Annotated in this window: 8 protein-coding genes; 7 read left to right on the top strand and 1 reads right to left on the bottom strand. The window is 44.1% G+C overall.

Going from position 1 to position 12,434, the window contains the following annotated elements:
- Window positions 1-17 precede the first annotated feature (17 nt).
- The 7 genes from MHH89_RS09260 to MHH89_RS09230 all read left to right on the top strand — a co-directional run bounded on the left by MHH89_RS09260 (window position 18) and on the right by MHH89_RS09230 (window position 11,625).
- Window positions 18-1,604, top strand: a complete 1,587-nt coding sequence (locus MHH89_RS09260) for an extracellular solute-binding protein (protein ID WP_076277781.1) — start codon at window positions 18-20, stop codon at window positions 1,602-1,604.
- Window positions 1,605-1,708: 104 nt separating this feature from the next.
- On the top strand, window positions 1,709-3,145 hold the full coding sequence (locus MHH89_RS09255) for a glycosyl hydrolase family 28 protein (protein ID WP_341086910.1): 1,437 nt from the start codon (window positions 1,709-1,711) through the stop codon (window positions 3,143-3,145).
- A 31-nt stretch (window positions 3,146-3,176) separates the two neighbouring features.
- Window positions 3,177-8,696, top strand: coding sequence for a discoidin domain-containing protein (locus MHH89_RS09250; protein ID WP_341086908.1), 5,520 nt, complete (start codon window positions 3,177-3,179; stop codon window positions 8,694-8,696).
- 213 nt (window positions 8,697-8,909) lie between these two features.
- Complete coding sequence (locus tag MHH89_RS09245) at window positions 8,910-9,332, top strand: SRPBCC family protein (protein ID WP_076129854.1); 423 nt, start codon at window positions 8,910-8,912, stop codon at window positions 9,330-9,332.
- Between the two features lies 1 nt (window position 9,333).
- Complete coding sequence (locus tag MHH89_RS09240; RefSeq protein WP_038571799.1) at window positions 9,334-9,666, top strand: ArsR/SmtB family transcription factor; 333 nt, start codon at window positions 9,334-9,336, stop codon at window positions 9,664-9,666.
- A gap of 109 nt (window positions 9,667-9,775) precedes the next feature.
- Entirely contained in the window at window positions 9,776-10,789 is a 1,014-nt protein-coding gene (locus tag MHH89_RS09235; protein WP_341086906.1) for an ATP-binding cassette domain-containing protein, read from the top strand.
- A 20-nt stretch (window positions 10,790-10,809) separates the two neighbouring features.
- Window positions 10,810-11,625, top strand: coding sequence for an ABC transporter permease (locus MHH89_RS09230; protein ID WP_076129863.1), 816 nt, complete (start codon window positions 10,810-10,812; stop codon window positions 11,623-11,625).
- Between the two features lie 138 nt (window positions 11,626-11,763).
- Here MHH89_RS09230 and MHH89_RS09225 read toward each other — a convergent pair whose 3' ends face one another.
- Window positions 11,764-12,417, bottom strand: coding sequence for a TetR/AcrR family transcriptional regulator (locus MHH89_RS09225; protein WP_076220107.1), 654 nt, complete (start codon window positions 12,415-12,417; stop codon window positions 11,764-11,766).
- Between the last annotated feature and the right edge of the window lie 17 nt (window positions 12,418-12,434).

Genomic DNA, 12,434 nt, shown 5'->3' with positions numbered 1-12,434 from the left:
GGAGGAAATAAAAGAATATGAGGCATACATCCAAGAAATGGTTGGAAATTGCTGCGATAGCCCTATCGGCTTCACTTGTCATGAGTGGTTGCGGCGGGAATGCGGCGAATAATAGCACTAACGAAGCGAAGGCGACGAATCAAGGTCAAGGGGGGGCATCAGCAGCTGAAGCTCCGATTGAAATTATTTGGGCGAACAACTTTAATACGCCAGAAGAAGACGGTAACTATGTGCAAACCGAGCTCGAGAAGAAATTTAATGTAAAAATCAAAAATATTAAATTGGAACGTGGAACTTGGAAAGAACAATTTTCAGTGCTTCTAGCTTCTGGAGATATTCCTGATATCTTCCCGGTCGATGCAAACGAAACGGATATGGTGCAATGGGCAGATCAAGGGATTATTGCGACGATTGATAAGGCTGAAATTGAATCCCTGATGCCGAAATATGCAGCAGCATTGGATTCGGTTGATTCCGGGGCATGGGGCGTAGGCTTATACAACGAAAAAAACTGGGGGATCCCGAAAATTTGGCCAGGTGGTCTTGATGGATTTATTCCGGGCTATAATGAAGCCTGGCTGAAAAATATTGGCTACTCAGAACCTCCAAAGACCCTGGAAGAGCTTGAGGATGTACTCACCAAATTTGTTAATGAAGATCCGGACAAAAATGGGAAGAAGGATACTTACGGCTTAATCGGCCGCGGCAAGCTTCCAGAGCAATTGTTCACAAGTGTATTCTCAGCATTTGCTGTTTCCCCTTATCAGTTCAAGAAGGATGCTTCCGGGAACGTAGTTTATGGAGGCATTACAGAAGAGACGCGATCAGCATTGGCGTTATTGAGCAAATGGTACAAAGCAGGTCTGATTGATCCTGAATTCATAACTAGTGATAATAACGAAATCAATATTAAATTTGCTGATCAAAAAGTGGGTATGGTTGATAACGGGAAGTGGGGAAATTTTTATAAAGAATCTGGGTTTGTCGCAAAACCTGGTCTAGAGAAAGGTCAAATATTCGTGCCTGGCAAGCCGTTTACAGCCCCAGATGGCGTTGCTTATTCTTTCGCGTATGGTGCAAGACAAGCACCGGTATTGTTCGGTGTTCAACTCGAAAAGGATGAGAAGAAACGTCATAAGATTATGGAAATTCTCGAATATGTGTCTACGGATTCCGAAGGTTTTCTGCTGACAGGTTTCGGTCAATTGGGTGTGAGCTATGATATGGAAGGGGACCTTGCCATTCCAAAAGCGGATGAAGAGGTTAGTGCTCCGAAGATGGGAGCAGGTAATTTCTATAATCCACTTAGCTCCACAGACACTTCAATGGAAAAACATACGGTAAAACAAGAATTGCTAGATTTGAGAGACAAGATCACTCCAGGTGTTACACCATTGCTAGATGTACTGGGACCAGCGGTATTAACAAGCAAACCCAAGTATTGGGGCAATCTGAAGACGTTGCAAGATACGTTTGTTATCAAAGCAGTTACAGGAGAAGCGAACACGGGTAAAGATTTTGATAATTTCAAGGATAGCTGGCTAAAGGCCGGAGGTCAGGAAGTAACGGATGAGGTAAATAAAGTGCTGGCAGATCGTAAATAGCAGGGTTCGCTGATTAGTACTGGATGATAGGCTGGAGCAAAAGCTTGCTCCAGCCTATTTATTAAACCCTTAAGTGAGTTGATTCTAAGATAACGGAGGTAGAAATGAGCGAATTAATTATTTATGAGCAGCCGAATGAAGCCCTTGGGAAAGACGATTTTACAGTGAGTGTACGAGAGCCTGGTGGGGTATGGCAAGCACTGTTTGTTTTTGAAGCAAAGGTGGATATGCATCAGGTTCGATCGACATCGATGGTTTATTTTGATATGGAAGGCACGGTGGAGGTCTCTGTTCGTTGTAATAACCGGCAGATTGAACAAGCGGTTATTCGCCCTTTGGCAACCCATATCCCCATTCAAATCGAAGAGAATACCCTTTTGTTCACATTGGAGCACCCGTGTAAGCTTTCCATTGAAATCAATGGAGAACGTTTTAGTAACTTGCATCTTTTTGCCAACCCCTTGGAGACAGCCCCACCTAAACTTGACGATGATAATGTAGTGCTTGTCCAACCAGGAATACATCAATTTGCGGCTATCGCAGAACAAGTTCAGCATTTGTCAGAAAGGGCTAATGGGGAGCGTCAGACGATATATTTTATGCCCGGGCTTCATCAATTCGAGAATCCAATGCTGCATATCCCTTCTGGGACCACAGTTTATATTGCCGGAGGCGCGATCCTTTGCGGATCCATAATGATTGACCATGCTGAGAATGTTGTTGTTCGCGGCAGAGGTGTTCTGTATTTAGCGGATATGGAGAAAACCACTTATTTAAGAGGCGTTCAAATCCAGCATTCTGAACAGATTGAGATCGAAGGGATCATCACGCTTGATCCTCCGCATTACAGTATATATATCGGAGCGTCTAAGCATATCCGCATTCATAACTTCAAAGCTTTCAGTACACGCGGCTGGTGTGATGGAATTGATATGATGGCTAGCTCAAATGTGGATATTAAAGATGTGTTCTTGAGAACTTCTGATGATTGCATTGCCATTTACGGCAGCCGTGGAGAGTATTATGGAGACTCACGCCATATCACGGTTAAAGATTCCATACTCTGGGCGGACGTTGCTCATGCCATGCATGTCGGTATTCATGGTGATCACCAACATAATGGCGATATTATAGAAAATATTTGGTTTGAAAATATCGATGTGCTTGAGCATCACGAGCCGCAGGAAAATTATTGGGGGGTTATGGCAATCTGTGCAGGGGACAACAATACCGTTCGTAAGGTTACTTTCAAAAATATCCGGGTGGAGGATTTTGAACTGGGGCAGCTGTTTGATGTCCGCGTGGTGTGGAATAAAACCTATAATCCGGTGCCAGGACGATGTATCGAAAATATAGAGTTTAGCGATATCACTTACAATGGGAAGAATATCAATCCTTCCCGTATATTCGGCTATGACGAGGAAAGAGGTGTGAAGGATATTTATTTTTATAATCTTCAGATTAATGGAGAGGTTATTGTCGACCTGAATAACAAACATTTTGTAGTGAATGAATTTGCCAGCGGTATTTATTTGCATTAAATCAGAGTCTGTAAATGAATGGAGGAGAACAATGAATTCATTTAAAGAGCTACTCTTTGGAAAATCGCTTAAACGTATTGTTAGGATCACAGTTTCCTTAAGTTTGTTGATAACGCTAGTGCCTTTATCGGCAGAAGGAGCCGCAGTAGAATCGACAGAGCTGTCGATAATTACGGATTACCAACCTACCATTAATGAGGTTATAGATGAAAGCGGATTCAAACATCCGGGTGTTGGCCTGACCAAGGATATTCTTGAGAATATTAGGACACAGGTACGGGCGCAAAAAGAACCCTGGATCACTTACTATAATCAGATGCTTCTCTCTCCGGCAGCTTCAAGGACGGTCACTTCCAACAATCAAAGTGGTGCGGATCCGTTGAAACCAGCGAGCGATGCTTTTAATAGCCAGGGCTTTAATTCAAGATTTATAGCGGATGGTTTGAAGGCTTATACACAAGCTCTATTGTATGTAATATCGGGTGATGAGGTTTACAGAGCCAATGCCATGCATATTATCCGGATTTGGTCACAGATGGACCCTGAGAAATACGTGTATTTTAATGATGCACATATTCATACAGGAATTCCACTTAATCGAATGGTTACTGCGGCGGAAATCTTAAGGTACACAAGTGCTCAAACTGAAGAGCTGAAATGGACGGAAAAAGATGTCGCTGATTTTACGAATAATCTTATTAATCCGGTTATTGAAACGTTCCAACACACAAATGATCGTTTTATGAACCAGCATCTTTATCCGCTGCTTGGAGCTATGTCAGGTTATATTTTTACAGGAAATACAGAGAGGTACAATGAGGGAGTTGAATGGTTTACCGTCAATAAAACCGCTGTCGATCAGGGGCAAAATGGCGCGATAAAAGCTTTATTCAGATGGGTTGATACAAATATTGTAACAGGGGAAAAAGTTAATCCACCCGTAGTTCAGCATGTTGAAATGGGCAGAGATCAGGCGCATGGCGCTGGGGATATAACGAATGTAGAGATTTTATCACGTTTATTATTGGCTCAGGAAACAAAGGTAGATCCGGTAGAGGGGACTGTTTCTAGTGCGCCAAATGCGGTGGGTCCGTATGAATTTCTAGATCAACGGATTTTAAAAGCTGCCGACTACTTTGCTCAGTATATGATTGGCCATGATACACCCTGGATTCCAGTGGCGGCACATACAGATGTAAATTTAAATCCAACGATTATCTATAAACACTTGGCTGGCGGTTACAGGGGGAGAATTGGCGGTAATGTCTATGACCTTTATTATTATTATAAATATACAGCTGGAATAAATATGGAGGTTGAAGCTCCTTATTTTAGCGAGATGTTTGCTAAGCGATTGCCTTTCTATTGGGAGTCTCCGGATGGAGGCGGGGATTATTGGCTGTACATTCCTAAAGAAGCAGAGGGCGAGGGTACGCTCAATTTGCCGAAGGTGATAACGAATCCAGATTTGAGAGAACTAGAAGACCGGTACACGAAGCTTGATGGTCACTCCACCACAAAACAAGAAGGAGACACTACTTACGTTGAAATTACCGCAACAGATGAGGGCAGTAAAATTGCTTTTGTGGGTGCAAGCAGTGGCGAACGAATCATTGCTTTTAAGATTCGGACTAATGGCATAGCAACCATGGAGGTGTTTGGCGATACCGTTACGCTGCCTGATACAAAGGGGCAATGGAGGTATATTCAGTATGAGTTCAATGAGTTCCAAGGCTTCAGCGATCTTGTCTATTTTAATGTAAAAGGAAATGGAACAACAGTCGATATTGACCATATTAATTTAAAAGCTGGGGCACAGCTTACCCCTCCAGTATTTACATCAGGAAAGGAACCAGTATCTTTATTTACCTATGAGGGATCTACAGCTGCAATTCAATTTGATTTCTCTGCGACAGACGCAGGTGCAACGGATGTTGTTATCTATCAAGCGGATCAGTTACCTGAGGGTGCAGTGTTCAATGAGACTTCAGGTGTTTTCTCTTGGTCTGGAGCACATGCGGGAACCTACTCCTTTGTAGTGAGTGCCGCAGATGGAACTTCGGTTACAGCCAAGGATGTTAGTGTTGTAGTAGCGAATGATCGGCAATCTGCCGTCAACGCCGTCATTTCTCCTTATCATGTTGATGTGCCTTACATTTCGGCAACGTTAGCTCACTATAAGCAAGTGCACGCTGAGGTAATGGATGTAATCACTACTGCCACTGACGAGGTCTTCTATCAGAAGTTATTTGACCTGAATCTCGCAGTGCAAAGTCTTAAAGAATTGACGCCATTAATGAAAGATGGAAGTGTTAATTTTACGAATATGTTTGTTAGCTCAACCTTTGGTAACGCTGTCCCGAACCTGCTGGACAACACAAATGATAGTTTTGTGGGGTATTATACAGCGCAGGATCGGGCGCATTACATGGATTTAGGACCGGATTTTCAAATATCAGCAGAAAGCTTTGAGCTTCAGGTAAGAGCTAGTTTTCCGGAGAGAATTGGCGGCGTTGCAATGTTCGGATCGAATGACAAAGAAAATTGGACCCGCTTAACCCCCGGCTTGACAACAGTTACTGAAGAGATGCAGAGACTTGAGGTTCAAGCAGGCCTGGAGCATGAAAAATTCCGATTTTTGAAAATGGAAATGATAAAGCCTTCGAGTACTATGCTGGAAATTGCTGAATTTAGAATCTTTGGCCAGCGGTATGAGACAGTAAATCAATTAGAGTCCGTGTCCATTCACTCGGATCAAAGCTTAAGAAATCGAATTATACCAGGGGATACGATTCAATTATCCTTTAAGTCTACAGAAATGATCCATAATGCCACGGCCCATATACAGGGTCAACCTGTTGCAGTCAGTTCTGTGGACAATATCAACTGGACAGCTAAGCTTGTGGTGAATGAAAATGTTCCATCAGGTATTGTGAAATTTAAGATCAATTATAAAACGGCAGCTGGAGCGGATGCAGTAGAGACTATTTTTACAACAGATGGTTCTACTTTATTCATTGCAGATCAGACGGGACTTGTCGCTAATGTGCTTGAGATAGCAAACCTAATCGATTCCAGTGGAAGAAATCCGGCTGATCTTTTGGCAACAGCAAAAGTTTTATTTGATAATCATTTAGGTTCCATCACTGATTTTCGTTTAAATGGCAGTGGTTATGGTGCATATCTAACCTTTGACTTTAAAGAAGGCGGCCAGGCATTGCTGTCTAGGGTAGAAGTAATCGGAAGGCAAGATAATTATGCGGGCAGAATTAATGGAACAGTGGTGCAAGGCTCCAACGACAATGTGACGTGGATCACGATCTCTAATGTAGCAGGAAATACGCCGGAATGGCAGACGTTGACGATTAACAGCACAGAACCCTATCGTTATATCCGCATCACCAATGGAAACAACTGGTATGGAAACATGGCTGAACTACGTTTGTATGGTGATGTTACAATCAATTCAAAGCTTGATGCGGTGTCCATTAGCTCTGACCAAAGTATCCAGAAACGAATTGTGCCTGGGGACACGGTGAAATTGTCTTTTAAAGCAAGCGATGCAATTAACCAAGTGAATGTCAATATTCAGGATCAAGCCGCAACCGTTGCTACTGTCGATAAGATCAATTGGACGGCTGAAGCGGTCATGGGCAATAACGCACAACCTGGACCTGTGAACTTTAGTATTAAATACAAGTCAAAGGAGGGAATCGAGGGGCCGGAAAAAACATCAACTACAGATGGTTCCTCTCTGTACATTCCCGATGAGACCGAGTTGATTAGTAATTTGCTTGCGATTACTAATTTAAGTGATTCCAGTGGGAGAACACCCACCGATCTCAGGAATGTTGCGGGATCATTATTCGATGGAAATGCAGGCACAATTACGGATTTTCGGGTAAATGGTAGTGGATATGGAGGATTTATAACGTTTGATTTTAAAGAAGGGAATAGGGTCCAACTGTCCAAGGCAGAGGTGCTTTCCAGGCAAGATAATTATTTTACACGAATCAATGGGACTGTGGTTCAGGGTTCGAATGATCATACAAGCTGGACGACAATCTCCTCTCCTGCAGGAAAAACGATGGATTGGCAGACCTTAAGTATTAGTAACGCAGAAGCCTATCGTTATATCCGGATCTATAATAGTAGTAATTGGTTTGGAAACATGGCGGAATTACGCTTTTATGGCGTAGTGAAAGGGGCGGACTCAACAGCTCCGGTGACAACGGATGATGCGCCACAAGGTTGGACCAACAAGGATACGTTGGTAACCTTCACAGCTACAGATGCGGGCTCTGGTGTTGCGGCAACCTATTTCACAGTAAACGATGGCGAGCAGCAAACCGGGAATTCAGTTATTTTGTCCAATGAAGGAACACATAAGTTAGTTTATTGGAGCGTTGATAGAGAGGGTAATGTGGAACAGCCGCAGAAGACTGCTGTGATGAAGATTGATCGGACCGCACCACAGGTGGTAATTAAAGGAGAGAGTTCCTATACCATAGAGCAGACATTAAACATCACCTGTAGTGCAGCTGATACTGTATCAGGCATCACTTATTCGCCATGTGATTCAACGCTCGCAGATGTTAAAGCGTATACGCTGGAAGCGGGAAATCATAGTGTAACTGCGAAAGCCGAGGATGCGGCGGGCAATGTCGGGCTGGCAGAGCATTCGTATAGTGTATATGCGACATTTGACAGCTTGTCGGCATTAACCGAAAATTTTGCAGCTGAGACGGGTGCTCCAGATTTAGAAAACGTAACCAATTCACTTAAGCAGCAGCTGGCTAACGCCAAAGAAAAAGCTCAGCAGCATGCTGGCGCAGAAGTTCACAGCTTGCTGGAAGCTTTTAATAGTGAAGTGAATCTCCAGAGCAATCAGGTGTTCACTTCTGAGCAGGCAGAGGTTCTAGTCCGTTGGTCACAATGGCTCCAGAGTACAACTCCGCTTGCTGGTGGAGCCCCTGGAAAGCCAGTGTTATCTGACAATAATGGGCACGACACCGGGCTTCGAGATGGCAGCTATGCCGTCACGATGAATCTTTGGTGGGGGAACAACGGTACCGAGTTTAAGCTCTATGAAAACGATGTACTGATCAGTACCCAGATGCTGACGGACAGCTCACCGAATGCACAAGCCATGAGTACGGATATTGTGGGCAAATCAAATGGAACCTACACGTACACGTGCGAGCTAGTCAACAGCTTCGGTTCGACTGCCTGCGATCCGCTAATCCTTACTGTTACAGATGCAGCGCCGGGCAAGCCTATAGTATCCCACGACAACTGGAGTGGGGATGGAACTTACGACGTTGTGATGAATATGTGGTGGGGAACCAATGGTACTGAGTACCGTTTGTATGAGAATGGAGAAGTAGTCGACACACAGACACTAAGCACGGCTACCCCTGCGGCTCAGATGACAGTTACGAAACTTAAAGATAAGACACCAGGTGTATATGAATACTACGCGGTATTAGTCAATGCATCAGGCGAGACATCTAGCGAGAAAATCACAGTAACTGTCAAGCCAAGAAACTGACCATAGAGCTGATGTAATAGAAGGCCCCTTCTTCGGGATGAACGAGGGAGGGTTTTTTTTATAGCAGTTAAAGGATACTATTGAGGGATTGAGACGTTGAATAACGAACGGAGAATTAGGGAAATCTGTAAATTGACATAACACCTATAGGTGTTATAATGAAAAGCGAACCCAAAAGGTGTTATATTAAATGAATGCTGGAGGCTATTTATTATGCAAACTCAAGAACCCTTACAAGAAATTCGTCAAACGATTTTACTAAATGCGCCAATAGAAAAGGTTTGGAAAGCTGTTGCCACGGCAGAAGGAATGGCAGCCTGGTGGATGCCTAGTACATTTGAGCCTGTTGTTGGGCATGAATTCATCCTGCATGCTGGACAATTCGGAGATTCTCCTTGTAAAGTAACTGAAGTTGATCCTCCGAATCGTGTTGGTTTTAATTGGGGGAAGGATTGGCATCTTGCTTTTGAACTGAAAGAAATCGAAGGGAAAACGGAATTTACCTTGATTCATTCTGGATGGGACCCTGAAAAAGTTACTGAATTTGGCCAACCACATCCAATCGTACGCGGCTTTATGAATAGCGGCTGGGAAAAAATCGTCCAAGAAAAACTTCCTGCTTATATCGAGGCTTAATATGCCGGTTGCTGAAGCAGGACATGATGTATTTCAAGCGATAGCAGATCCTACCCGACGCAGTCTGCTAAAGCTGCTCGCTAATAAGGAAATGTCTATAGCATCTATTACGGATTGCTACCCGATCAGCCGAACCGCTGTTAATAAGCATTTACAGGTATTGTCCGATGCGCAGCTTGTTAGCAGTCAGAAAGTCGGACGGGAGACCCGGTATAAGCTTCAGCCAGAACCTTTGCTGGAGCTGCAAGATTGGCTTGCCTTTTTTGAAGGTTACTGGGCTAATAAATTGTTTGCGCTTAAAGAATATGTTGAGGCTGACTCAGATGAGAAGTGATAAACCGGGTGGCGTGAGATCGCGCTCCCCGGTTTTTTGTGTTGTTTAAATTCAGTTTATAAAAGGGAGTTACCATCACAATACAAACTAAAACGTTGGAGGAATTGTAATGGTAAATGAACGCAAAAAAATAATTGAGCCCAACCCTGGAGATTGGGCCGTCGAAGCGCGTGGGCTCGTCAAAACGTTTGGTGACAATCGCGCAGTTGATGGAGTAAATCTGAACGTTAAGGCAGGCACGATTTACGGCGTTCTTGGTCCCAATGGGGCAGGAAAGACGACGGTAATTCGGATGCTGGCTACGTTACTTCGTCCGGATGCGGGGGCGGCGCGAATCTTCGGGCATGATGTGGTAAAGGAGTCGCAGATTGTCCGGCAATTGATAGGGGTTACGGGACAATATGCTTCTGTGGATGAGTCACTTAGTGCTACAGAGAATCTAATTATCTTTTCACGTCTTTTAGGGTTAGGGCGGGCAGAGGCGCGGCAAAAGGCAGCGGAGTTGTTAGAAGAGTTTGGTCTGACGGAGGCGGCGAAACGGCCGCTTCGAAATTTCTCTGGCGGTATGCGCCGACGTCTGGATCTTGCAGCGAGTCTGATTGCCCAGCCCCCGCTTATCTTTTTGGATGAACCAACAACAGGTCTGGACCCACGGACACGTTCGCAAATGTGGGATACCATTCGTCGGTTGGTGAACACAGGATCAACAGTGCTGTTAACTACACAGTATCTTGAAGAGGCCGATCAGCTGGCAGATCGTATTGCAGTTATTGATCATGGCCATGTCGTTGCAGAAGGCACCGTGGATGAGCTAAAAGCTTCAGTGGGCACTACCTCGCTGCACTTAAAAGTCCAAAATCTTAAAGATATCGCTCAAGCGCGCCGGATTGTGGAACATGTGCTGCATATCCAGTCTATTGTGCCGAATGAGGCTGGAAAAATTACTGCACCGATGGCGAACGCTGATTTAGTCACTGATTTGCTTATTGCACTCCGCGAAGCGGGGATTCCACTCGCAGAGATGAGTGTGCAGAAACCGACGCTTGATGAAGTGTTTTTAACGATCACTGGCCATGGAGTTACGGATGAGGCGTCCCAAGCGTCACAAGAATCAATGAATTAGGAGGCAGCAAGAGCATGAGTATGAGAACTTCTACTATTAGTCCAGGTGCGACCCGACAATTGAAAAACCATACGAGCTTCAAACAATCTGTTCGTAACTCGTTAACGATGGCTTATCGCGGGATATTGAAAATCCGTCGCACACCCGAGCAATTGTTCGACGTAACGCTGCAGCCAATTATTTTCACACTAATGTTTACTTATATTTTTGGTGGAGCCATATCAGGAGATGTAGTGAGCTATTTGCCCGTTATTATTCCTGGTATTCTAGTGCAGACTGTAATCACGACCTCCATCGTCACTGGTGTCCAACTGCGGGAAGACATGGATAAAGGGGTGTTTGACCGCTTTAAGTCATTGCCGATTGCCCGTATAGCCCCATTAGCCGGAGCTTTGTTGGCAGATACGATTCGATATACGATCGCTACTGTGCTTACTTTTGTCATGGGCTATATTATGGGTTACCGACCTGATGGCGGTCTGGAGCATGTCGCAATTGCTGCGCTTTTGGTTATTGTCTGCTCCTGGTCGATTAGCTGGATTTTCGCTTTCTTTGGTGTGATTGCGCGAACCGCTTCCAGCGTACAAGGGATATCAATGATTGTGTTGTTCCCACTCACGTTTCTATCCAACGCCTTCGTGCCTGTAGATACGATGCCTAACTGGCTGCAATGGTTTGTCAAAGTCAATCCAATCTCGCATCTTGTGTCAGCTGTCCGTGAGCTTGCTAACTCTGGAACCGTAGGCTGGGATTTCGCTATCTCACTTATCGGAGCTGCTGTGATTGTTGCGGTTTTTGCACCTATCACTGTGCGTGCATATATGCGCCGGACATAATTAGAGAGATGAAGAAGCGGCAGAAATGCCGTTTTTTTTGTGTTTTTTTAGCATGTTAAAAAAGCCGTGATCTAAGGATATCCCAAGATTACGGCTTGAATTTATTGAGTAGGGACTTGCAAAGAGGCCTTTTTAGAATTAATTATCTTTTTTAAAGAAGGTATGAATTAAATTGGAGACCGATCTATCATACAATATTTTAGCCGTTTCCTCATTTTGAATATGTCCCCCTAAATGCAGATGAATGACGCCATGCAATGACGCCCACACCAGGTTCACAACAAGCAGAGGGTCTTTTTCGTTAATAAATCCTTGTTCGATGGCTTCTGTAATAAGGGCTATCACTTGTTGTAGTGCCGTAAAGATAGCATGTAAGCTTTCCTCCTCCGGTTTGAATTCGCTAAAGGCTCCTCCGAACATAACCATATAATAGCTAGTATGATTCCGTGAGAAATCCCAATAAGCTTGTCCAAGCTCGCGAAGATATAAATTTAGATTGTCTTGTTTTGGAACCGCTTGAAAGGCAGCAGCCAACAATTTACACCCTTGCAGAAAAAGCTCCTTCGCTAAACCTTCCTTGTTTCCAAACAAGTTATAAATGATTTTTGTGGGACATTCCATTTTTTCAGCAACCTTACGGATGGTTACACCTTCGGGTCCGGATTCATGCATAATGGCCGCAGCGGCTTCGATAATGTTCAGTCTTAATATTTCCGCATGCCGTTGCTTTGCTTTTGGGTAGGTTGTAACGGATTCAGCATCTATAGAAGATATTTTGGACGATTTTTGCATGTAGTTTCACTTCCTTA

Origin of the sequence: Paenibacillus sp. FSL H7-0323 (genome assembly GCF_038002725.1) — a bacterium.
In the GTDB taxonomy this organism is placed as follows: domain Bacteria; phylum Bacillota; class Bacilli; order Paenibacillales; family Paenibacillaceae; genus Paenibacillus_AQ; species Paenibacillus_AQ odorifer.
The sequence above is the reverse complement of the archived record's forward strand: the minus strand, read 5'-3'. Positions and strand labels throughout refer to the sequence as shown.

Bases quoted from the DNA above. Each gene is read 5' to 3' on its own strand.
- MHH89_RS09260 (WP_076277781.1), top strand. From the start codon at position 18: ATGAGGCATACATCCAAGAAATGGTTGGAAATTGCTGCGATAGCCCTA.
- MHH89_RS09255 (WP_341086910.1), top strand. From the start codon at position 1,709: ATGAGCGAATTAATTATTTATGAGCAGCCGAATGAAGCCCTTGGGAAA.
- MHH89_RS09250 (WP_341086908.1), top strand. From the start codon at position 3,177: ATGAATTCATTTAAAGAGCTACTCTTTGGAAAATCGCTTAAACGTATT.
- MHH89_RS09245 (WP_076129854.1), top strand. From the start codon at position 8,910: ATGCAAACTCAAGAACCCTTACAAGAAATTCGTCAAACGATTTTACTA.
- MHH89_RS09240 (WP_038571799.1), top strand. From the start codon at position 9,334: ATGCCGGTTGCTGAAGCAGGACATGATGTATTTCAAGCGATAGCAGAT.
- MHH89_RS09235 (WP_341086906.1), top strand. From the start codon at position 9,776: ATGGTAAATGAACGCAAAAAAATAATTGAGCCCAACCCTGGAGATTGG.
- MHH89_RS09230 (WP_076129863.1), top strand. From the start codon at position 10,810: ATGAGAACTTCTACTATTAGTCCAGGTGCGACCCGACAATTGAAAAAC.
- MHH89_RS09225 (WP_076220107.1), bottom strand. From the start codon at position 12,417: ATGCAAAAATCGTCCAAAATATCTTCTATAGATGCTGAATCCGTTACA.